The sequence below is a fragment of the Prevotella sp. AM42-24 genome, from assembly GCF_003461825.1.
In the GTDB taxonomy this organism is placed as follows: Bacteria; Bacteroidota; Bacteroidia; order Bacteroidales; family Bacteroidaceae; genus Prevotella; species Prevotella hominis.
This window is the reverse complement of record NZ_QTXV01000043.1, coordinates 5,354-29,387: the sequence shown is the minus strand read 5'-3', so window position 1 is coordinate 29,387 and position 24,034 is coordinate 5,354. Positions and strand designations below refer to the sequence as shown.

Annotated in this window: 20 protein-coding genes; 18 read left to right on the top strand and 2 right to left on the bottom strand. The window is 41.4% G+C overall.

The window, feature by feature from the left end:
• Positions 1-165 precede the first annotated feature (165 nt).
• The 7 genes from DW917_RS12055 to DW917_RS12025 all read left to right on the top strand — a co-directional run bounded on the left by DW917_RS12055 (position 166) and on the right by DW917_RS12025 (position 6,069).
• Positions 166-1,332 (top strand): PAS domain-containing sensor histidine kinase, encoded by a 1,167-nt coding sequence (locus DW917_RS12055; protein ID WP_118119049.1) that lies wholly within the window; start codon positions 166-168, stop codon positions 1,330-1,332.
• 145 nt (positions 1,333-1,477) lie between these two features.
• Positions 1,478-1,996, top strand: a complete 519-nt coding sequence (locus DW917_RS12050; protein WP_118119047.1) for a DUF177 domain-containing protein — start codon at positions 1,478-1,480, stop codon at positions 1,994-1,996.
• Between the two features lie 27 nt (positions 1,997-2,023).
• A complete protein-coding gene (gene rpmF, locus DW917_RS12045; protein ID WP_006848356.1) occupies positions 2,024-2,209 on the top strand; it encodes a 50S ribosomal protein L32 in 186 nt (61 codons plus the stop codon).
• The gene (locus DW917_RS12040) at positions 2,209-3,222 is read left to right on the top strand and encodes a beta-ketoacyl-ACP synthase III (protein WP_118119046.1); all 1,014 of its coding nucleotides are present in this window, start codon (positions 2,209-2,211) and stop codon (positions 3,220-3,222) included. Before rpmF ends, DW917_RS12040 begins: the two co-directional genes overlap by 1 nt.
• A gap of 88 nt (positions 3,223-3,310) precedes the next feature.
• On the top strand, positions 3,311-4,192 hold the full coding sequence (era, locus tag DW917_RS12035; RefSeq protein ID WP_022110950.1) for a GTPase Era: 882 nt from the start codon (positions 3,311-3,313) through the stop codon (positions 4,190-4,192).
• A gap of 153 nt (positions 4,193-4,345) precedes the next feature.
• Positions 4,346-5,659 (top strand): ribosome biogenesis GTPase Der, encoded by a 1,314-nt coding sequence (gene der, locus DW917_RS12030; protein ID WP_118119053.1) that lies wholly within the window; start codon positions 4,346-4,348, stop codon positions 5,657-5,659.
• An 11-nt stretch (positions 5,660-5,670) separates the two neighbouring features.
• Positions 5,671-6,069, top strand: coding sequence for a hypothetical protein (locus tag DW917_RS12025; protein ID WP_118119044.1), 399 nt, complete (start codon positions 5,671-5,673; stop codon positions 6,067-6,069).
• Between the two features lie 53 nt (positions 6,070-6,122).
• Here the strand turns inward: DW917_RS12025 and DW917_RS12020 are convergent, their stop codons facing one another.
• Together DW917_RS12020 and DW917_RS12015 are read right to left on the bottom strand one after the other, a co-directional pair.
• Entirely contained in the window at positions 6,123-6,893 is a 771-nt protein-coding gene (locus tag DW917_RS12020; protein ID WP_118119036.1) for an ABC transporter ATP-binding protein, read from the bottom strand.
• Positions 6,894-6,926: 33 nt separating this feature from the next.
• Positions 6,927-7,673 carry an ABC transporter permease gene (locus tag DW917_RS12015; protein WP_118119034.1) on the bottom strand — a complete coding sequence of 249 codons (747 nt, stop codon included), beginning with the start codon at positions 7,671-7,673 and terminating at the stop codon, positions 6,927-6,929.
• Between the two features lie 165 nt (positions 7,674-7,838).
• On the opposite strand from DW917_RS12015, the gene lptB reads away from it, so the two are divergent.
• The 11 genes from lptB to DW917_RS11960 all read left to right on the top strand — a co-directional run bounded on the left by lptB (position 7,839) and on the right by DW917_RS11960 (position 23,810).
• Positions 7,839-8,669, top strand: a complete 831-nt coding sequence (lptB, locus tag DW917_RS12010) for an LPS export ABC transporter ATP-binding protein (protein ID WP_118119032.1) — start codon at positions 7,839-7,841, stop codon at positions 8,667-8,669.
• Positions 8,670-8,799: 130 nt separating this feature from the next.
• Positions 8,800-10,158, top strand: coding sequence for a trigger factor (gene tig, locus DW917_RS12005; protein ID WP_118119029.1), 1,359 nt, complete (start codon positions 8,800-8,802; stop codon positions 10,156-10,158).
• A gap of 133 nt (positions 10,159-10,291) precedes the next feature.
• Positions 10,292-10,954, top strand: a complete 663-nt coding sequence (clpP, locus tag DW917_RS12000; RefSeq protein ID WP_118119027.1) for an ATP-dependent Clp endopeptidase proteolytic subunit ClpP — start codon at positions 10,292-10,294, stop codon at positions 10,952-10,954.
• A gap of 17 nt (positions 10,955-10,971) precedes the next feature.
• A complete protein-coding gene (clpX, locus tag DW917_RS11995; RefSeq protein WP_118119025.1) occupies positions 10,972-12,198 on the top strand; it encodes an ATP-dependent Clp protease ATP-binding subunit ClpX in 1,227 nt (408 codons plus the stop codon).
• A 74-nt stretch (positions 12,199-12,272) separates the two neighbouring features.
• A complete protein-coding gene (recQ, locus tag DW917_RS11990; RefSeq protein ID WP_118119023.1) occupies positions 12,273-14,453 on the top strand; it encodes a DNA helicase RecQ in 2,181 nt (726 codons plus the stop codon).
• Between the two features lie 104 nt (positions 14,454-14,557).
• Positions 14,558-16,042, top strand: a complete 1,485-nt coding sequence (gene guaB / locus DW917_RS11985) for an IMP dehydrogenase (protein ID WP_118119021.1) — start codon at positions 14,558-14,560, stop codon at positions 16,040-16,042.
• Between the two features lie 10 nt (positions 16,043-16,052).
• The gene (locus tag DW917_RS11980) at positions 16,053-17,480 is read left to right on the top strand and encodes a peptidylprolyl isomerase (protein ID WP_118119019.1); all 1,428 of its coding nucleotides are present in this window, start codon (positions 16,053-16,055) and stop codon (positions 17,478-17,480) included.
• Between the two features lie 12 nt (positions 17,481-17,492).
• On the top strand, positions 17,493-18,944 hold the full coding sequence (locus DW917_RS11975) for a peptidylprolyl isomerase (protein WP_118119017.1): 1,452 nt from the start codon (positions 17,493-17,495) through the stop codon (positions 18,942-18,944).
• A complete protein-coding gene (locus DW917_RS11970; RefSeq protein ID WP_118119015.1) occupies positions 18,941-20,620 on the top strand; it encodes an OstA-like protein in 1,680 nt (559 codons plus the stop codon). Before DW917_RS11975 ends, DW917_RS11970 begins: the two co-directional genes overlap by 4 nt.
• A 38-nt stretch (positions 20,621-20,658) precedes the next feature.
• Positions 20,659-22,500, top strand: a complete 1,842-nt coding sequence (gene mutL, locus DW917_RS11965; RefSeq protein WP_118119013.1) for a DNA mismatch repair endonuclease MutL — start codon at positions 20,659-20,661, stop codon at positions 22,498-22,500.
• A 161-nt stretch (positions 22,501-22,661) separates the two neighbouring features.
• Positions 22,662-23,810, top strand: coding sequence for an OmpA family protein (locus tag DW917_RS11960; protein ID WP_118119011.1), 1,149 nt, complete (start codon positions 22,662-22,664; stop codon positions 23,808-23,810).
• Positions 23,811-24,034 lie beyond the last annotated feature (224 nt).

The following is a 24,034-nucleotide window of genomic DNA, read 5'->3' as shown; positions in this document are numbered from 1 at the left end:
GATTTCACAGATTTACACAGATTTTTTTCATTGATTATTTTGTCCCACAGATTTCACGGATTTCCACAGATCTTCTTTGGCTCACTCTTTTTTCTTCTTTTCCTTTTACTTTATAATAAAAAACATTTTCTCTCGTTATTTATTTGAGTTTCAATAAGTATATAAATGATTTGGACAGATAGAATTAGACAAGTTAAGATTTTACTGGTTTCTGCAGCAATCATTATTGCTGCAGCATCTCTTGCCATCTCTCATTTTCTGGTGACTGATTTGGAGAATGAGGAAAAAAATCGTATGGCTGTTTGGGCAGAGGCTATGAGGACTCTTAATAATGCTGATGAAAAAACGGATCTTAATCTTGTACTGAAGGTTATTAATGAAAATAATACAATTCCTGTTGTCGTTCTCGACTCACAAGGAAATGCACAGGTTTTCCGTAATGTCACACTCAGTGGTGCTGATTTTAATGACAGCCTAAAAAATGCGGCTCTATTGGGTAAAAACTTTCTTCGTAAAGGAAGACACATCAAAATCATGCTCAACCAGAATAATAATGATTATATTCAGGTTTGTTATGATGAGTCTCTTATGTTGAAAAGGTTAGCTGCTTATCCTTTGGTTCAGTTGGGAATTGTTCTTATCTTTGTCGTTGTTGCCATCTTTGCTCTTCTTTCTTCTAAAAAAGCAGAACAGAATAAAGTTTGGGTCGGTTTGTCAAAAGAAACTGCTCATCAATTAGGAACTCCGATTTCCAGTCTGATGGCTTGGATAGAAATCTTGAAAGAAACTTATCCAGATGATGACTTAATTCCTGAGATGAATAAGGATGTGAAGCGGCTTCAATTGATAGCAGACCGATTTTCTAAGATCGGTTCTCTTCCAGAACCGGTTCCTTCCAGCTTGAATGAGGTGCTTGATCATGTCATTGACTATATGGATCGCCGTACTTCCAAATCTATAAAGATGGTAAAAGAGTTTCCTCAGCATGATGTTATTGTCAAGATCAATGCTTCTCTATTCGAATGGGTCATTGAAAATTTGTCCAAAAATGCAGTTGATGCCATGGGAGGAAAAGTAGGCAGGATTACACTTCGTGTGGAAGAAACTGATAAATGTGCAGTTATTGAGGTGAGTGATACGGGAAAGGGTATCAAGCGCAAAGATCTTAATAATGTGTTTAGACCAGGTTTCACTACAAAAGAAAGAGGCTGGGGACTTGGATTGTCTTTAGCCAAACGCATAGTTGAAGAATACCATAACGGTAAGATATGGGTGAAAAGTTCGGAAGTAGGAAAAGGTACTACTTTCAGGATAGAATTACCTCTTCGATAAGCGAATTTAAATGGTTGGTTTCTATTAAATATATTGAAATAACTGCTTAATATGCTATATTTTAGAGTTTTTTTCACTAAAAATTATTTTATCTCAAAAATAATTTGTAACTTTGCACCCCGAAACAATATACTAATATTGTAATATGTGTAATATAGAGTCTTTTAAAATTGATCTGAAAGCGTTGCCTCAGGGAACTTCTATCCTTGAGTTTAAACTTGATGATTCATATTTTAAGGCAATTGATGCCCCTGATATTCAGAGTGGAGAATTGTCAAGTAGTCTGTCCATTAGCCGTACAGACGATTTCTTCGAACTCAATTTTCATACAGAAGGCATTGTACACATTCCTTGCGATATCTGTCTGGATGATATGGAGCAATCCATTGAGACTGATGACCGATTACTCGTAAGATTCGGAGAAGACTACTCTGAAGAAGATGACCTCGTGATTGTGGCCGAGAACGAAGGAATACTCGATGTCTCGTGGTTTATCTATGAATTTATAGCCCTCAATATTCCTATCAAGCATGTGCATGCACCTGGAAAATGCAACCCTGCTATGATTGAAATGCTTCAAGAGCATTCTGCCGCCCGAAGCGGTGAGGAAGAAGAGGAAACTGTAGATCCGCGCTGGGCAGCCCTCTTAAAATTGAAAAATTAAAATTAAAATTTAAACATTTAAAAAATTATGGCACATCCTAAAAGAAGACAGTCAAAGACACGTACACTTAAGAGAAGAACTCATGATAAGGCAGTAGCTCCTACATTGGCAGTTTGCCCTAACTGTGGTGCATATTATGTTTACCATACTGTTTGCCCAACTTGCGGTTACTACAGAGGCAAGGTTGCAATTGTTAAGGAAGCAGCTGAATAATGGGTAAAATTAATGCTGTAATTACTGGTGTAGGTGGATACGTGCCTGACTATATCCTTAACAATGAGGAGTTGTCTCGCATGGTGGACACAACAGATGAGTGGATTACAACTCGTGTTGGAATCAAAGAGCGCCGTATTCTTACTGAAGAAGGTCTCGGAACCAGTTACTTGGCCCGCAAGGCTGCCAAGCAGTTGATTCAGAAGACTGGTGTTGATCCTGATACAATTGATGCACTCATTGTGACAACAACTACACCAGATTATAAGTTCCCATCTACAGCATCTATTGTCTTGGGCAAGCTTGGATTGAAAAATGCTTTTGCATTTGATTTTTCTGCAGCTTGCTGCGGATTCTTGTATTCACTTGATGTTGCTGCCAGCATGATTCAAAGTGGACGCTTTAAGAAGATTATTGTTATCGGTGCTGATAAAATGTCTTCTTTGGTAGATTATACAGACCGTGCAACATGCGTACTCTTCGGTGACGGAGCAGGCGCAGTTCTTGTCGAGGCAACAGAGGAAGAAAATGTAGGTGTTCAGAACTCATACCTGCGTACTGATGGTAAAGGCTTGCCTTTCCTTCATATGAAGGCTGGTGGTTCTGTTTGTCCTCCATCTCGCTTTACTGTAGATCATCGCATGCATTACCTCTATCAGGAGGGTCGTACAGTTTTCCGCTATGCGGTAACTGATATGAGCAACGATGTGATGAAAATCATGGAGATGAATAACTTGACAGCAGACGATGTAAACTGGGTAATTCCTCACGAGGCAAACCTCCGTATTATCGAGGCGGTTACCAAGCGTGCTGGTATTCCTTTGGACAAGGTTGTTGTCAACATCGATCATTATGGTAATACAAGTGCAGCTACAATTCCTTTGGCATTGTGGGATGCTGAAAGTAAACTCAAGAAGGGTGATAATATCATCTTTACTGCTTTTGGTGCTGGATTTGTACATGGTGCATCCTTCTATAAGTGGGCTTATGATGGCTCTGCTTACGGAAAATAATAAAATAATAAAATCCAAAAATAAAAAAGACGCATCTTTCTTATTTCTCATAAGAGATGCGTCTTTTTAGCTTAAATCAAGTTTGCTTATGCATAAGGCAGGTTTCGTCAATATAGTAGGTAATCCTAATGTTGGTAAGAGTACACTGATGAATCAATTGGTGGGCGAACGTATCAGTATCGCTACTTTTAAGGCTCAAACTACTCGTCATCGTATCATGGGTATTGTTAATACCGATGATATGCAGATTGTGTTTTCTGATACTCCTGGTGTCTTGAAGCCAAATTACAAGATGCAGGAGATGATGCTTGCATTCTCGGAGAGTGCATTGGCTGATGCTGATGTTCTTCTTTATGTTACCGACGTCGTGGAAAATCCTGAAAAAAATCTGGATTTTCTGGAAAAGGTACGAAAGATGACTATTCCTGTCTTGCTGTTGATTAACAAAATTGATGAGAGCGACCAAACTAAATTAGGGGATATTGTTGAGAAATGGCACTCTTTGTTGCCTGATGCTGAAATCTTACCTATTTCTGCTAAGAATAAGTTTGGAGTAGATATGCTTTTGAAGCGTATCAAAGAACTGTTGCCTGAGTCGCCTGCTTTTTTTGACAAGGATCAGTTGACAGATAAACCTGCTCGTTTCTTTGTTTCTGAGATTATCCGTGAAAAGATTCTTCTTTATTATGATAAGGAAATTCCATATTCTGTAGAGGTAAGAGTGGAGCGCTTTAAGGAAGATGAACATAAGATTCATATCAACGCTGTGATTTACGTAGAGCGTGATTCTCAGAAGGGTATTATCATTGGTCATCAAGGTATTGCGCTGAAGAAGGTAAACACGGAATCGCGCAAGGCTTTGGAAAAATTCTTCGATAAGAAAATTTTCCTGGAAACTTTCGTCAAAGTTGATAAGGATTGGCGTAGTTCTCAGAAAGAATTGGATGCTTTCGGATATAATCCGGAGTAATCTTTATAAAACATAACTCCCTGAATGTAATCGAGGGAGTTACTCTCGCTGATTGGCGAGGGCCGGAGCATGGTCAGCTTCGGCAAATTTTTAACTTGGATGCAGAGACCACATCCTTGAAGCCTCCTAAAGGAAGGAGGAAAAATGACTTTTATGGCAAATTTAGTAGCAATTGTAGGTCGCCCAAATGTGGGTAAATCTACTTTATTCAATCGTTTGACTCAATCTCGTCGTGCTATTGTTAGCGATACGGCTGGTACTACTCGTGACCGCCAATATGGTAAGTGCAGTTGGAATGGTAGAGAATTTTCTGTAGTGGACACTGGAGGTTGGGTCGTTAAATCAGATGATATTTTTGAAGATGCTATCCGTAAACAGGTTCTGGTAGCTACAGAGGAGGCTGATCTGGTTCTCTTCCTGGTGGATGTAAATACCGGTTTGACGGACTGGGATGAGGATGTTGCGCTTATTCTCCGTCGTGCAAAATTACCTGTAATCCTCGTAGCCAACAAAGTAGATAATAGTGCTGAATATTATCAGGCAGCTGAGTTCTATAAGTTAGGATTGGGTGATCCTCAGTGTATTAGTGCAGCTACAGGTGGTGGAACAGGTGACTTGCTGGATATGATTTTGGATAAACTCCAGGATAATCCGGAGGAAAGTATTGATGAAGATATTCCACGTTTTGCTGTAGTTGGTCGTCCTAATGCCGGTAAGAGCAGTATTATCAATGCATTTATTGGTGAGGATCGTAATATCGTGACTGAAATCGCAGGTACGACCCGTGATAGTATCTATACGAGATACGATAAGTTTGGCTTTGATTTCTATCTGGTAGATACTGCTGGTATTCGTCGTAAAAACAAGGTAAGCGAGGATCTGGAGTTCTATTCTGTCATGCGTTCTATCCGTGCAATAGAAAATAGTGATGTGTGTATCTTGATGCTTGATGCTACCCGTGGTATTGAGACTCAGGATATGAATATTTTCCAGTTGATCCAGAAGAATAATAAGAGTCTGGTTGTTGTTGTGAATAAATGGGACTTAGTAGAGGAAAAGAATCAAAAGGTTATCGATACCTTCGAGAATGCTATCCGCAAGCGTATGGCTCCATTCGTTGACTTCCCAATCATCTTTGCTTCTGCCTTGACTAAGCAGCGTATTTTCAGAGTTTTGGAAACTGCTAAGCAGGTTTATCAGAACCGTAAGGTTCACATTGGAACCTCCAAACTGAATGAGGTGATGCTTCCTATCATTGAGGCTTTTCCTCCTCAGAGTGTTAAGGGTAAGTACATCAAAATCAAATATTGTACACAGTTGCCTAACACTACGATTCCGTCGTTTGTGTTCTATGCCAACTTGCCACAGTATGTGAAGGAGAATTATCGTAGATTCTTGGAGAACAAGATTCGCGAGAACTGGTCTTTGCATGGCTGTCCAATTAATGTTTTTATCCGTCAAAAGTAATTGGAGATAAGATGAAGAAATTCTTGTTTTTCATGATATTGAGCATAGGATTGGTATTTGCTTCGTGTAAGAAGGAAACTCCTGATCCTGGTTATTTTGCCGGGATTGCAGCCAAGGGTTATTATGACTTGCTCTTAGAGGGGAAATATAATGATTTTGTGGCTGGATACAATCAGCCGAATCGTATTCCTAAAGGTTATCATGAGCAATTGTTGCTGAATGCCCAGATGTTTATGGAGCAGCAGCAAGAAGAACATAAGGGACTGGCAGGTATTCATGTTCTGCATGCCAAGGCTGATACTGCTCGCCATGTGGCTGATGTTTTCTTACAGATGGTGTATGGTGACAGTACTAAAGAACAGGTTGTTGTGCCCATGGTACTGGTCCGTGGTGATTGGAAAATGAGATGAAAATAAAAAAAGCTATCAGCTCTTTGCTGGTAGCTTTTTTATTTTCTGTATTATTATGGTTTTGCTTCTTTCATTTCAACTTCCTTTACCTTGCGGAAGAGGTCTGAAGCAAATACAAGGTCGTTCAGTTTTTCGTTTGTGGATGAAATGACTTCATTCTTGTTACCTTGCCATTCTTTTTCCCCTTGGTAGATAAAACAGATATTTTCACCGATACCCATTACAGAGTTCATATCGTGGGTATTTATGATAGTTGTCATGTTGTAATCCTTAGTGATGCCTGAGAGTAATTCGTCTATGACCAATGATGTTTTTGGGTCAAGACCAGAGTTTGGCTCGTCACAGAACAAATACTTGGGATTCATGACAATAGCGCGTGCGATGGCAACACGCTTCTGCATACCTCCAGAAATCTCACCTGGAAATTTGTGTTGTGCATCAATCAGGTTTACGCGGTCAAGACATTCCTGTGCTCTTTTAACTCTTTCCTTGTAATTCATGTTGGAAAACATGTCGAGAGGAAACATCACGTTTTCTAAAACCGGCAGGGAATCGAAGAGAGCTGCACTTTGAAAAATCATACCCATTTCTCGGCGCATGAATACCTTTTCTTTCTTGGACATCTGTACGAAATTGCGCCCGTCATAGAGCACTTCACCACTTGTTGGTTCTAACAATCCAACAAGATTTTTCATCAACACAGTCTTACCTGAGCCGCTTTGACCAATAATCAAATTGGTTTTGCCGGTCTCAAATACCATATTTATATTGTTGAGAACAGTCTTGTCACCGAAAGACTTTGTTAAGTTTTTAACTTCAATCATAATCTTATAGAATAATTTGAGGTATTTGAGTTGTTATGAAAGCACTTGTGTAAGGAATACATCAGAAAAGAGTATTAAAACACTTGAGCTGACTACAGCATCTGTGGAAGCTTTACCCACTTCTACAGAACCGCCTTCCACCGTATAACCGAAAAAAGATGATACACTGGCGATGATGTATGCAAAAAACAAACTCTTGATGATACTCATCCATACAAACCATTGATTGAATGAATGCTGGAGTCCCAATGTCAGGTCGTCTGGAGGCAAAATATGTCCGATGTAAGCAGTACCATAAGCACCAATAATGCCCATGCCTGAACTGAAAATTACCAGAAAAGGCATGATAGTAACCAAAGCTAAGATTTTAGGTAAGATCAAGTAACAGGCAGAATTTACCCCCATGATATCCAGAGCATCTATCTGTTGGGTAACTCTCATGGTTCCCAGCTCTGATGCAATATTGGAACCTACCTTTCCTGCAAGAATCAGACACATGATACTGGAAGAAAACTCCAAGAGCATGATTTCACGTGTGGTGTAACCCGATACCCATCTTGGCATCCAAGGACTTTGGATGTTTAATTTCATCTGGATACAGATCACTGCTCCTATGAAGAATGATATGAGCAGTACGATGCCAATGGAGTTGACACCCAACTGTGACATTTCTTTCACATATTGTTTCAGAAACATGCGTAGTCGCTCTGGACGTGAAAAAGAACGCCCCATTAAGATAAGATATTTACCGAAGGTGGTAAGCCATTTCGTTATTAACATGCTAATAAATCTCTGTTTAATGGTGCAAAAGTAACCAAAATCCTCTAAAAAACTACTATATAATGAATAGTTTTTTGATTTTATAAGTGATATTTGCTTGTTTTTTAGTATTTTTGCACCAAAAATGCGGAGAATGAATAGTTCTTCACTCTAAAAATGCAAATTATGGACGAAATAATTAATACTCAACAGCAGTCGGATTGTGGCGAAAAACTGGTTCTCAGAACAGAGGGTTTGGTGAAGCGTTATGGTAAAAGAACTGTTGCCAATGGTGTTACCATCAATGTGAAGCAGGGAGAAATTGTAGGTTTGCTTGGACCAAATGGTGCAGGTAAGACTACTTCTTTCTATATGACTACTGGTTTGGTTGTACCTAATGAAGGTCATGTCTATCTGGGTGATCAGGATATTACCAATTATCCTGTGTATAAACGTGCCCGTGCTGGTATCGGTTATTTGCCTCAGGAGGCAAGTGTCTTTCGGAAGATGAGTGTCGAGGACAATATCTTGTCTGTACTGGAAATGACGGGTAAACCACGCAGCTATCAGTTGGAAAAGTTGGAAAGTCTGATTAATGAATTCCGTCTCAATAAGGTTCGTAAAAACAAGGGTGATCAGTTGTCTGGTGGTGAGCGTCGACGTACCGAGATTGCCCGTTGTCTGGCCATTGATCCGAAGTTCATTATGTTGGATGAGCCTTTTGCCGGTGTCGATCCTATTGCTGTGGAAGATATTCAGCACATTGTCTGGCGTCTGAAATATCGCAATATTGGAATTCTGATTACCGACCATAATGTGCAGGAGACGCTGACTATTACCGACCGTGCCTATCTTTTGTTTGAAGGAAAAATCCTGTTTCAGGGTAAACCGGAGGATTTGGCAACCAACAAGGTGGTTCGTGAGAAGTATTTAAGTAATAGTTTTGTGCTTCGTAAGAAAGACTTTCAGCTCATTGATGAGCAGAAAAGAGCCAAAGAAGCAGAGGAAGATGGTTAAAAAAACAAATTTTTCTCTTATATATTAGGTATATTCACGAATTATGCGTAATTTTGCAAGCCAATCGTGTTGACGAACTATTAAAATATTAAGAAGAAAATAATTAATAATATAAAAACAAAACATCAAGATGAAAATTTCATTTGAAAATCCTGACAAGATTAATGGTCTTTTGACCCTCGTTGTCGAAGAGGAGGATTACAAGAATGATGTCGAGAAGACATTGAAGGACTATCGTAAAAAAGCTAACGTTCCTGGTTTCCGTCCAGGTCAGGCTCCTATGGGCATGATTAAGCGTCAGTTTGGTGCATCTGTAAAAATGGAGGCTATCAACAAGCTCGTAGGCCAGCAGATTTACAAGTATGTACAGGACAATAATATCCAGATGCTCGGTGAGCCTCTCCCATCAGAGAAGCAGGAGCCAGTTGATATTGAGAAGGATAGTCCTTATACATTCATGTTTGACATCGCTGTTGCTCCAGAGTTCAAGGTTGCTCTTTCTGGTCGTGATAAGGTAGATTACTACAATATCACTGTTGATGATAAGATTCTTGATCAGCAGGTAGAAATGTACGCTTCTCGTTCTGGTAGCTATGAGAAGGCTGAGGTTTATCAGGAGAATGATATGCTGAAGGGTGACTTGCGTGAGTTGGACGAGAATGGTAACACCAAGGAAGGTGGCATTACTGTAGAGGCTGCCGTTATGATGCCAAGCTACATTAAGGTAGAAGAGCAGAAGAACCTTTTCAATGATGCAAAGGTAGGTGATATCATCACATTCAATCCTAAGAAGGCTTATCCAGATAACGATACAGAGGTAGCTCAGCTCTTGAAAATTGAGCGTGATTCTGTGAAGGATTTGGAGTCTGAGTTCAGCTATCAGATTACAGAAATCCAGCGTTTCAAGAAGCATGAGGTAAACGAGGAGCTCTTCAAGTTGGCTCTTGGTGAGGATACAGATGTGAAGGACGAGGCTGCTTTCCGTGCTAAGATTGCTGAGGGCTTGCAGGCACAGTTGGTAGGTGACTCTGACTATAAGTTCCTCCTTGATGTTCGTGCTCATTGCGAGAAGAAGGTTGGCAAGTTGGAATTCCCAGATGCATTGTTGAAGCGTATCATGTTGGCTAACAATAAGGATAAGGGCGAGGACTTCGTAGAGAAGAACTACGAGGAGAGCCTTAAGGAGTTGACTTGGCATTTGATCAAGGAGCAGCTTATCAAGGCTCAGGATATCAAGATTAACGACGAAGATGTCAAGGAGACAGCAAAGGAAGCAGCTCGTGCACAGTTCGCTCAGTATGGTATGGCCAACATTCCTGAGGAGTATGTTGAGAACTATGCAAATGAGATTCTCAAGAAGGGTAACTCTACTGAGGCATTGGTAGATCGTGCTATCGACCGTAAGTTGGCTACAACATTGAAGACTGTTGTTAAGTTGAACGAAAAGGAGATTTCTGTTGAGGATTTCAACAAGATGATGCAAGAATAATATTTTTTTAGAAAAAATATCAGATTTATTTCGAGGTTATCGACTTTTTTTATTATCTTTGTTCCACGGAACGAGATATGGAGGTCGATAACCTCGATTTTCGTATATAAATTTGAATAATAATTGATGTAATATGAATGATTTTAGAAAATATGCAACCAAGCATCTTGGTATAAATGGAATGGTGCTTGATGACGTCATCAAGTCGCAGGCTAAGTATTTGAACCCTTATATTCTGGAGGAGCGCCAGCTCAATGTGACTCAGATGGATGTTTTCTCTCGACTGATGATGGATCGTATCATCTTCTTGGGTACTGAGATTGATGACTATACTGCAAATACACTTCAGGCACAGTTGCTTTATTTGGATTCTGTAGATAGCGGCAAGGATATTTCTATTTATATTAATAGTCCTGGTGGCAGCGTGACTGCAGGTTTGGGTATTTATGACACCATGCAGTTTATTTCTTCAGATGTGGCTACTATCTGTACAGGTATGGCTGCTTCTATGGGCGCAGTTCTTCTTGTTGCGGGTCAGGAGGGTAAGCGTGCCGCTTTGCCTCATAGCCGCGTGATGATTCATCAGCCACTTGGCGGTGTTCAGGGTCAGGCTTCTGATATCGAGATTGAAGCAAAGGAAATTCAAAAATTCAAGAAAGAATTATATACGATTATTTCTAACCATTCTCATACTCCATATGAGAAAGTATGGGCAGACAGTGATAGAAATTACTGGATGACAGCAGAAGAGGCAAAGGAATATGGTATGATTGATTCTATTTTGGTGAGAAAATAATATATATATAATAAGGTATGCCGAAGAAAGTATGTAGCTTCTGTGGACGTAATGAAACTGAGGTGAAACTGCTGATTACTGGTATCAGTGGTTTTATCTGTGAGGATTGTGCGCGTCAGGCCTGGGATATAGTCCAGTCAACAGGAGTTTTAAAGGATGATAAAAATAGTTCTTTTGAACTTAAAGATGTTCCAAAGCCTATTGAAATCAAGAAGTATCTTGATGAGTATATAATAGGTCAGGATGAAGCTAAGCGCTATTTGTCAGTTTCCGTTTATAACCATTATAAGCGTTTGCAGCAGCAGAAGACTGATGATGGTGTGGAAATCGAAAAGAGTAATATTATTATGGTAGGAAGCACAGGTACAGGTAAGACGCTGCTTGCCCGAACCATAGCCAAGTTGCTGGATGTTCCTTTTACCATCGTAGATGCCACTGTATTTACAGAAGCTGGCTACGTGGGTGAGGATGTAGAGAGCATCTTGAGCCGATTGCTCCAAGTAGCCGATTATGATGTAGCTGCCGCTGAAAGGGGTATTGTCTTTATTGATGAGATAGATAAGATTGCACGTAAGAGCGATAATCCTTCTATTACCCGTGATGTAAGTGGTGAGGGTGTACAGCAGGGCTTGCTGAAACTTTTGGAAGGAACAATGGTCAACGTTCCGCCAAAGGGAGGAAGAAAGCACCCTGATCAGGATTATATCCATGTCGATACAAGAAATATCCTCTTTATCTGTGGTGGTGCTTTTGATGGCATAGAGCAGAAGATAGCCCAGCGCCTCAATACACATGTCGTTGGTTATAATTCAGTTCAGAATGTCAGAAACATCGATAAGTCTGATTTGATGAAATATATCCTGCCACAAGACTTGAAGTCTTTTGGTCTGATACCTGAAATCATTGGTCGTTTGCCAGTTCTTACCTATCTGAATCCATTGGACAGAGCGGCTTTGCGTAAGATTTTGGTAGAGCCAAAGAATTCTATTGTGAAACAGTATATCAAGCTGATGGAGATGGATGGTATTGAATTGTCTTTCGATGAGGATGCATTGGATTGTATAGTTGATAAGGCTGTAGAATACAAATTGGGTGCACGTGGACTCCGTTCTATTGTAGAGGCAATTATGATGGATGCCATGTTTGAAATCCCATCCAAGAAAGTTAAGAAGTTTAAGGTGACTTTGGAATATGCAAAGTCGCAATTAGATAAGGCTCATTTGCAAAAATTGGAGTCAGCATAAAAGTTCAATGGGGTAATTCCCATTGGACTTATACCATAGAACATAAAAAAAGATTTTTAATTGATAAGTTGAATATGGCAGAACAGGTTAATCTTACAGGTCAGCTTAAGCGCTATTTCGGTTTTGATAAGTTTAAAGGCGAGCAGGAAGCTATCATCAGAAATCTGATGAGTGGCCATGATACATTTGTGCTTATGCCTACTGGAGGTGGAAAGAGTTTGTGTTATCAGTTGCCTTCTCTCATCATGGAGGGAACGGCCATTGTCATTTCTCCATTGATAGCATTGATGAAAAATCAGGTAGATGTCATCAATGGTCTCAGTGAAGATGATGGTGTGGCACATTATTTGAACTCTTCCCTCAACAAATCGGCAATAGAAAAGGTGAAGGAAGATATCCTGTCTGGAAAGACCAAACTCCTCTATGTGGCTCCTGAGTCTTTGACAAAAGAGGATAATGTGGATTTCTTGAAGACCGTCAAGATTTCCTTCTATGCAGTTGATGAAGCTCATTGTATTTCTGAATGGGGACATGATTTCCGTCCAGAATATAGGCGAATCCGTCCGATTATCAATGAGATTGGTAATGCGCCTGTCATTGCCCTTACTGCCACTGCTACAGATAAAGTGCGAACTGATATCAAGAAAAGTCTGGGTATTGCGGATGCCAAGGAATTTAAAAGTTCCTTTAATCGCGCCAACTTATATTATGAGGTACGCCCAAAGCTAAAGGATATTGATAGACAGATTATTATGTTCATCCGTCAGCATCCTGGCAAGAGCGGTATCATTTATTGCTTGTCTCGCAAGAAAGTGGAGGAATTGGCTGAGATATTAAAAGCCAACGAGATAAAGGCTGCTCCATATCATGCTGGTCTTGATTCTGCTACTCGTTCTCAGACTCAGGATGATTTCCTGATGGAGAAAATCGATGTAATAGTGGCCACCATTGCCTTTGGTATGGGTATTGACAAGCCGGATGTGCGTTTTGTAATCCATTACGATATTCCAAAGAGTCTGGAAGGATATTATCAGGAGACGGGTCGTGCCGGCCGAGATGGTGGTGAAGGTATATGTATTGCCTTTTATGCCCGAAAAGACTTGAGAAAACTGGAGAAGTTTATGGAAAACAAACCTGTGGCTGAGCAAGACATAGGCAGACAATTACTGCAGGAAACTGCTGCTTATGCAGAGTCTTCAGTTTGCCGTCGCAAGATGCTTCTCCATTATTTCGGTGAGGAATATTCTGAGGAAAATTGCCATAACTGTGACAACTGTCTGCATCCTACAACGAAGATCGAGGCGAAGGATGCTCTCTTGGTAGTGCTTCAGGCCGTAGCTGCGGTCAAGGAGAATTTCCGTCAGGAGTATATTATCGACTTTGTGAAAGGTAGAGGTACGGATGACATTGTGTCTCATAAGCACAATGATCTGGAAGAATTCGGCGCAGGTGAAGATATGGATAATAAATTGTGGAATCCAGTTATTCGCCAGGCCTTGCTTTGTGGATATCTCAAGAAAGACGTTGAGAATTATGGACTTCTTAAACTGACTGCTGCAGGTAAGAGATTTATCAAGAATCCTGAGTCATTCATGATAGTGGAAGACAGAGAGTTTAAGGATGATTACGAAGCAGAAACCAGTAGTGAAGGTAGTTGTGGAGCTTTGGATCCGCAATTATATTCTATGTTGAAGGATTTGCGCAAGAACTTTGCCAAGAAGCACAAACTGCCTCCTTATGTCATCTTCCAGGATGTTTCTTTGGAGCAAATGGCAACTATGTATCCTATTAATATGCAGGAACTTCAGAATGTACAAGGCGTCGGTGCAGGTAAGGCAAAACGCTTTGGTAAGGAATTCTGTGAGTTGATCAAAAAATATTGTGCGGATAATGAGATAGAACGGCCAGAAGAACTCCGTGTGCGTACTGTTGCCAAGAAGTCTATGCTGAAAGTATCTATCATCCAGAGCATCGATCGCCAGATTGATTTGGATGACTTGGCAGAGGCAAAAGGCTTGGAGTTCGAGGAACTTCTTGACGAGATAGAAGCCATTGTCTATAGCGGAACCAAGTTGAATATCGATTATTTCATAGAAGAAGTCGTAGATGATGATCACGTAGATGATATTTATGACTACTTTATGGAAAGCGAGACAGATGACTTGAATACTGCTGTAGAAGAGCTTGGAGAAGATTATTCTGAGGATGAAATTAGACTCGTCAGAATCAAGTTCTTGTCGGAACAAGCCAACTAATCACGTTAAATAGCTTTAATAAGGTAAGAAAATCGTAAAAAGTGCGTCTTATCTGAAATATTATTGCTAAATTTGCACGCAATAAATTTTTAAAAGGTTACAATATGTCATCATTTGTTGCAGATAAAATTGTAATGGACGGTCTCACTTACGACGACGTCCTTCTTATTCCTGCTTATTCAGAGGTACTGCCTAAAGAGGTAGAGTTGAAAACCAGATTTTCTCGTAACATCGAGTTGAATGTTCCATTCGTCACAGCTGCGATGGACACTGTTACTGAGGCTTCAATGGCGATTGCTATCGCCCGTGAAGGTGGTATCGGTGTGATTCACAAGAACATGACTATCGAGGAACAGGCTCGTCAGGTCGCTATCGTTAAGCGTGCTGAGAATGGTATGATTTATGACCCTGTCACTATCCGTCGTGGCAGTACAGTGAAGGACGCTCTTGATATGATGCATGATTATCATATCGGTGGTATTCCTGTAGTTGATGACGAGAATCACTTGGTTGGTATTGTTACAAACCGTGACCTTCGTTTTGAGCGTCATTTGGACAAGAAGATTGATGAGGTCATGACAAGTGAAAATCTTGTAACTACACATCTTCAGACAGACTTGATTGCAGCTGCCCAGATTCTTCAGGAAAATAAAATTGAGAAGTTGCCAGTAGTTGACAACGCTAATCATCTTGTTGGTTTGATTACCTATAAGGATATCACCAAGGCTAAGGATAAACCGATGGCTTGCAAGGATGAGAAGGGTCGTCTCCGTGTGGCTGCAGGTGTTGGTGTCACTGTAGATACTTTAGATCGTGCCAAGGCTTTGGTTGAAGCAGGTGCTGATGCTATCGTTATCGATACTGCCCATGGTCATTCTAAGGGTGTAGTTGAGAAGTTGCATCAGGTTAAGGCTGCTTTCCCTAACGTAGATGTTGTCGTTGGTAATGTTGCAACAGGTGCTGCTGCTAAGTATCTGGTTGAAAATGGTGCTGATGGCGTGAAAGTAGGTATTGGCCCAGGTTCTATCTGTACTACTCGTGTGGTTGCCGGTGTAGGTGTTCCTCAGTTGAGCGCTATCTATGATGTATATTCAGCATTGCAGGGCACTGGTGTTCCATTGATTGCTGATGGTGGTCTCCGCTATTCTGGTGATGTCGTTAAGGCATTGGCTGCCGGTGGTAGCTGCGTAATGATTGGTTCACTTGTTGCAGGTACTGAGGAAAGTCCTGGTGATACTATTATCTTCAATGGCCGTAAGTTCAAGAGCTATCGCGGTATGGGTTCTTTGGAAGCAATGGAGCAGAAGAATGGTTCTAAGGACCGTTATTTCCAGGGTGATACAAAGGATGCGAAGAAATTGGTACCAGAAGGAATCGCAGGTCGTGTTCCTTACAAAGGAACCGTTCAGGAAGTTATCTACCAGTTGATTGGTGGCTTGCGTTCAGGTATGGGCTATTGTGGTGCTGCCACTATCGGAAATCTTCACAATGCGAAGTTTACCCGTATTACTAATGCTGGTGTATTGGAGAGCCATCCACATGATATCACAATCACAAGTGAGGCTCCAAACTATAGTCGTCCAGAATAATTAATTTGATATGAAATTTTATGCGCTGATTTCTGCTATGCTTCTTTCGGGGAGCATAGCTTTTGCTCAAAATGATCCTACAGTTATGACGATTAACGGCAAGCCTGTTACTCGTTCTGAATTTGAGTACTCTTATAATAAGAACAATTCTAATGGCGTCATTGACAAGAAAACCGTAAAGGAGTATGTGGATTTGTTTGTCAACTACAAATTGAAGGTTTTGGCGGCATTGGATGCAAAGGTTGATACCTTGTCTTCTTTTAAGAAGGAATTTGAAACTTATAGAGATCAACAGGTGAGACCTTCTTTTATTACATCAGATGATGTGGAGAAAGAGGCGCGTAAGATTTATAAAGAAACTCAAGAGCGTATAGATGGAGCAGGTGGTATGGTTAAGCCTGCTCACATCTTGATTTTACTTAACCAGAAAGCTACTCCTGCAGAACAGAATGCAGCTAAGGCAAAGGCTGATTCTATTTATAAGGTCTTGAGTCGCGGTGCAGATTTTGCAGAGATGGCTAAGAAATATTCTGATGACAAGGGAACTGCCCAGAAAGGTGGCGAGTTGCCTTGGATTACCAGAGGACAGACAGTCAAGGCTTTCGAGGATGCTGCTTATTCCATGAAGGTGGGTAAGTTGCATGCTCCTGTATTGTCTGAGTTTGGCTACCATATCATTAAATTGAATGGTAAACAGAATTTCTTTCCTTATGACTCCTTGAAGAATGATATTTATCGTTTTATTGATGCAAGGGGTATTAGAGAAAAAATTATTGATGAGAAATTGGATTCTTTAGTTAAAAACGAGCAATCTTCTTCTGCCAAGGAAACTTTATTGGAGAAGAAGGCTGAAGAGTTGTCTGCTAAGGATTCTGACTTGAAATATCTGATACAGGAATATCACGACGGTCTCTTGTTGTATGAGATCAGCAATCGTCTTGTATGGGATAAAGCGGCAAAAGATGAACAAGGATTGGCTTCCTATTTTGCCAAGAATAAGAAGAAATATAAGTGGGAACAGCCTCGCTTTAAGGGGATCGCCTATCATGTGAAGAATGAAGCCGATATCAAGGCGGTTAAAAAGAGTGTAAAGGGCAAGCCTTTTGTAGAATGGGCTGAAATCCTGCGTAATACTTTCAATAAGGATTCGGTGATCCGTATCCGTGTTGAAAAGGGTATATTTAAGCAAGGTGATCATGCATTGGTAGATAAGATGGTTTTCCATAAGGATACTACGGTGCAGGCAGTCAAGGATTATCCTTTCGATGCTACTTTCGGAAAAGTTCTGAAAAAGGGTCCAGAGGATTATACTGACGTGAAGGCTTTGGTTGTTGCCGACTATCAGGACCAGTTGGAGAAAGATTGGGTGGCAACATTGAGAAAGAAATATCCTGTATTTGTGGACGAGAAAGTCCTGGATACAGTCAATAAACATTAAAAAGGAAAATTCATGAATCTTGAAAATAAAATAGGTCTGGCATTTGTTGCTTTGTTGTTCTTGGTTGGTATTTCTGCTAATGCCAACAAAGCATTGTGTGGCTTTGCTGCGCAGGATGCAGACTCTTCTCAAGTGGATTCAACTCCTGGTGACAGTCAGGTGATTAATGAAGCCAGTATTGTAGATGAGGTGATATGGGTAGTAGGTGACGAACCTATATTGAAGTCTGAGGTTGAGGCTACCCGTTTGCAGAGTGAGGCTGAAGGCATCAAGTATGCAGGCGATCCGGATTGTTCTATTCCAGAGCAGATAGCCCTGCAGAAGTTGTTCTTGCATCAGGCGGCTATCGATAGTATTGAGGTATCGGAGTCGGAGGTTATGAATGGCATTGATGAGCAAATCAATTACTGGGTTTCGCTTGCGGGTTCTCGTGAGAAGTTGGAGGAATATAGAAAGCAGAGTATCTCACAGATGCGCCAATCCATGCATGATGATTTCAAGAATCGTCAGCTGATACAGAAGATGAAGGAAGAATTGGTCAAGGATATCAAGGTTTCTCCTGCACAGGTGAGACAGTATTTCAAGAATCTTCCTGCCGACAGCATACCTTTTGTGCCAACAGAAGTGGAGGTGGAAATATTGACCAACCAGCCTAAGATTTCCATGGAGGAAATCACTCGTGTCAAGAACGAGCTGCGTGATTTTACCGATCGTGTCAATAAGGGTGAAACTTCTTTCGCTACCTTGGCGCGTCTTTATTCAGAAGACCCGGGTTCTGCACGTATGGGTGGTGAAATGGATTATGTAGGTCGTGGTATGTTGGATCCTGCATTCGCCAATGTAGCGTTCAACTTGACAGACCCTAAGAAGATTTCCAAAATCGTAGAGTCTGAGTTCGGTTATCATATCATCCAGTTGATAGATAAGCGAGGTGATAAAATCAAGGTTCGCCACATTCTTCTGAAGCCAAATGTATCTCAGGAGGCCATTGATAAGTCTTTGTCAAGATTGGATTCGATAGCTACTGACATCAGAAACAAGAAGTTCACATTCGAGGATGCAGCAACGGTCATTTCTGATGATAAGGATACCCGTTCCAACAAGGGTTTGATGGTCAATACTACCCAGGGCGGAACTCGTACATCCCGATTCCAGTTGAAGGACCTTCCTACAGAGGTGGCTCGTGCTATTGACACGATGAAGGTAGGAGAAATCTCTGCACCTTTCACCATGATCAATTCCAGAGGAAAGACAACTTGTGCTATCGTTAAACTTCTCAATAAAGTGGAAGGACATCGTGCTACCATTACAGAGGATTTCCAGGTGATGAAGGATGTTGTCTTGGCTAAAGAACGTGAGAAAACTTTGCATGATTGGGTGGTTGATAAAATCAAGCGTACTTATGTGCGTATGAACGATCGCTACAAAAATTGTAAATTTGAATATCAAGGCTGGGTTAAATGATAAGTAAGAACTTTCTCAATAATAATAACAGGCATAGAATCAAGCTTCTGCTGATTCTATGCCTATTTGGGTTTTGTTTGGTGCAAGCCATGCAGAGTCCTAAGAAAAGAGCTCATCGTCCACATGGCGACCGTGTTTACCTTCTTCATGCGGATGAGCTGAAGTATGATATGTTTGGTAATAATCCTGATGCGCAGATTGTCAAAGGCAAGGTTTCGTTTCTTCATCAGGGAGCGCATCTTACTTGCGACAGTGCCTATTTTTATCAAAACACCAATTCGGTGAAGGCATTCGGACATGTGCATTTCCGTCAGGGTGATACTTTGTCCTTGGTTTGTGACAGGGCAGAATATGACGGTTTGATGCAGATGATGAGAGCCCGCAAAAATGTGGTTTTGCACCATCGCAGACAAGTCCTCCGTACCGATAGCTTGGATTATGACCGTTTGTATGAAATGGCCAACTTCTTCGAAGGTGGAACGCTGATTGATGGCAAGGACCGTCTTGTTTCAGATTGGGGTGAATATCATACCAAAACACGTGAAGCTAAGTTTGTCTTCAATGTGAAACTCCGTAGTGGCAAGGATCTCGTGACTACAGATACCTTATATTATGATGTGAGGAAATCAACTGCCCACATGGTAGGTCCTTCCCGAATTGTCTCCGGCTCCAGCGTGGTCAATACTGCAGATGGATATTATAATACCAAGACAGATCGTGCCCGGTTGTATGGCCGCTCCACTTTAGTGGATAAGGACAAGACCATTACGGGTGATAGTCTTTACTATGTGAAAGACGGAAACAGTCAGGGCTTCGGTAATGTGATTTACAATGATAAGAGAAACCGCAATACCCTTCACTGCAACTATTTGCGTTATAATGAAAAGACAGGATATGGTTTTGCCACCCGCAATCCGGTAGCCATTGATTATTCGCAGAAGGATACTTTGTGGGTGCATTCAGATACCATGAAGATTTATACCTTCCATATCAATACCGATTCTGTTTATCGCAAGGTGCATGCTTACAGCAAAGTGCGAGCTTACCGACAGGATGTCCAGGCAGTTTGCGATTCCATGGTATTTAATTCCCAGGACTCATGTATGACGATGTATAAAGACCCGATTGTCTGGAATCTGAATCGTCAACTTCTTGGCGAGGTCATCAAGGTTTACATGAATGACTCCACGGTGCGCATGGCTCATGTCATCGGACAAGCCCTCTCTGTAGATGAAATGCCAGACAGTGTGCATTTCAATCAGGTAACTTCCAAGGAGATGAAGGCCTACTTCGAAAACGGACAGGCGCGGATGGGCGAGTCTATAGGAAATGTGCAGACCATCTATTTCCTTACCAATGATAAGGATAGTTCACTGGTCGGCATGAACTATATGGAGACCGATACGATGAGAATGTACTTGTCTCCAGAAAGACAGTTGCAGAAGATATGGGCCAATAAGTCCGTAGGTACCTTCTATCCGATAACCCAGGTGCCGCCAGCCAAGTTGAAACTCCCTAATTTCGCTTGGTTTGACGATATCCGTCCAAAGGATAAAAATGATATTTTTGTATGGAGAGGAAAGAGGAAAGACCAGCAGTTGAAGGTGATCAAGCGCCATGCTGCGCCTTTACAGATGCTTTCCGAAAACAAAGGCGGGACGGCTTCAGGGGATTGAGCCGTCTCGATGATTCTGAAAAAGTAATATTATAAAAGATGAGCGATATCATTCAATTATTGCCTGATTCTGTCGCCAATCAAATTGCGGCGGGAGAAGTCATCCAGCGTCCAGCTTCAGTGATTAAGGAGCTGGTGGAAAACGCAGTTGATGCAGGTGCTAAAAAAATAGATGTAGCCGTTGTTGATGCCGGACGAACCAGTATTCAGGTGATCGATGATGGAAAGGGCATGTCGGAAACGGATGCCCGATTGGCTTTTGAGCGCCATGCCACTTCCAAGATTCGCCAGGCAGAAGACCTGTTTAATCTGCATACCAATGGATTCCGTGGTGAGGCCTTGGCTTCTATTGCAGCAGTAGCTCAGGTGGTTCTGAAATCTCGCCAGGAAAGCGATGAGGTCGGAACCCAGTTGTCCATCTCCGGTTCACGTTTTGAGGGACAGGAAGCTTGTTCTTGTTCCGTGGGAAGCATATTCTCAGTGAACAACCTTTTCTATAATGTCCCAGCACGCCGCAAATTTCTGAAGTCCAATTCCACGGAATTAAATAATATCCTGACTGCATTTGAACGCATCGTACTGGTCAATCCGCAGATTGCCTTTACGCTTCACAGCAACAATACAGAACTGTTTAATCTGAAGGCAGGTAATTTCAGACAGCGCATCATCGATGTATTTGGAAAGCGTATCAATCAGGACCTCTTGCCGGTCAACGTAGAAACCACCATGTGTAAGATTTCCGGTTTTGTAGGAAAGCCAGAAGCTGCACGCAAGAAAGGAGCCCATCAGTTCTTCTTCGTGAACGGACGATATATGAAGCATCCTTATTTCAATAAGGCGGTGATGACTGCTTACGACAGATTGGTTCCACAGGGCGAACAAGTGCCTTATTTTCTGTACTTTGATGTCAATCCCAACGACATCGATGTCAACATCCATCCTACCAAGACGGAAATCAAGTTTGAAAACGAACAGGCTATCTGGCAGATTTTGATGGCAGCCGTCAAGGAGTCTATTGGAATGTTCAATGATGTGCCTTCCATCGATTTTGATACAGAAGACAAACCGGATATTCCTGTGTATAATCCGGATATGATACCTTCTGCTTCTGCCCCGAAGATTAGTTTAAATCCGCATTACAATCCATTCAAGTCCTCCCCGTCATCCGGGAAACCTGCTGCAGCAAAGCCGGTGGATGAACAGTGGGAACAGTTGTATGAAGGATTGAATGATCAGGATTCGGTGGAAAGAGAAGCCGATATCTTTGAGTCGGAAAATGAAGCGGAAATCAATACATCCCAAAGTATTTTAGCCGAAAAGTCACCAGCACATTATCAATATAAAGGTAAGTATGTGATGACTGCTGTGAAGTCGGGACTAATGATCATAGACCAGCATCGGGCACATGTGAGAGTGCTTTATGAACGATATCTTGAGCAGATTCAGCAACAGACGAGTCATTCCCAGAAAGTCCTTTTCCCGGAGGTACTTCAATTCCCGGTTTCCGACGAAGTAATCTTGGAAAAACTTCTGCCGGAGATGAACAAGATGGGATTTGAACTGGATGATCTGGGTGGAGGAAGTTATGCCGTCAATGCAATTCCTACCGGACTGGATGGCGTAAACCCGCTACATCTGGTACAGGATATGGTTTTCTCTGCCAAGGAAAAGGGAGTGAAGGCTTTGGATGAAGTACATCAGTCGTTGGCTCTGACATTGGCACGAAATGCAGCCATTCCGCAGGGACAGGTTTTGAGCAATGAAGAGATGGAATCCCTTGTCAATGACCTGTTTGCATGTAGCAATGTCAACTATACTCCGGATGGCAAAAATGTGCTTTGTATTCTCAAACAGCAGGAAATTGAGCATCTTTTAGGCTAAAATGGGGTTTAAAATGGAAAAAAGACAACTTTTTTTAGAAAAAGTGCATTTTTTTTTATGAAAATAGGAAAAAATTAAAAAATAAGTAGTAATTTTGCCTCCAAAATATAAAAGATGATTTGTTTTAATGAATTATATATTGATTGTTAAATATTAAAGTTATGAAAAAGTTATTAGCTGTACTGGCATTTGCTGGTCTTTCATTAAGTGGATTTGCTCAGGATGCAACTCCTACAGAGAAGTATAGTGTTGCTACAAACTCTTTCTGGAGTAATTGGTTTATTCAGGCTGGTGCTGAGTGGAATGCTTGGTATTCAAGCGAGGAGCACGGTCAGAATTTCTCAACAAGCCCTTTCAAGAAGTTCCGTTCTAATCCTGGTGCTTCTGTAGCTATCGGTAAGTGGTTTACTCCTGGTATCGGTTTGCGTACCAAGTTGCAGGGTATCTGGGGTAAGGAAGTTTATAATCTGGAAACAGGTGCACAGGGTAAGTTCAATAAGTATTGGCTTTTGAATGAGCACGTCATGTTCAACGTCAGCAACTTGATTTGGGGGTACAATGAGAACCGTGTTTGGAATGTAATTCCATTCGTCGGTGGTGGTATTGGCCGTACAATAACTCACAACTTTTATTCAATGGACCTCAGTGCAGGTATCCAGTCAACTTGGAAGGTAGCTAAGCACCTCAATGTTTATCTTGAGGCTGGTTGGAACCGTATTGAGAGTGATATCGATGGTGGTTGGGAGGACGGACACCGCGGTTGGGATTCTCATGATAACAACCTCTATGCAGAACTCGGTTTGCAGTTCAATCTCGGCAAGTCAAACTGGAAGAAGACTCCAGACGTAGATGCTATCAATGCTCTCCATCAGTCAGAGCTCGATGCACTCAATGCTAAGTTGAACGATGCTAATGCAGAGAACGATCGTTTGAAGCAGAAGCTTGCTGAGCAGAAGCCAGTAGAGACTCCAGAAGCAGTTAAGGAGTTTGTTAACACTCCAGTATCTGTATTCTTCAACATCAACAAGACCAACGTTGCTTCTCAGCAGGATTTGGTTAACGTACAGGCTATTGCTAAGTACGCTAAGCAGAATGGTTCTAAGTTGCTCGTTAATGGTTATGCTGATAACGCAACTGGTACTCCAGAGATCAACCAGAAGCTTTCTGAGGGTCGTGCAGAGGCTGTTGCTGCAGAGCTCGTTAAGATGGGTGTAGAGAAGAGCAACATCACTACTCGTGCTAACGGTGGTTCAGATGAGCTTTCTCCAATCTCATTCAACCGTCGTGCTACTGTTCAGATTGCAGACTAATCTATATTAGATATATATCTTAAGGGAGGATGTGTCATAAAAGCGTGGCACATCCTCCTTTTTTTTAATGAGAAATGAGAAATTACAAATGAGAAATGAGAAAGGGGAAAAAGGGGGATTTTTAGGAGGAAATAAAGTTTTTTGAAGAAAAAGAGAAAAAAGTTGCGGAAAAATTTGGTGGAATGAAATAAAGTTCGTACCTTTGCACCCGCTTACGAAACGTA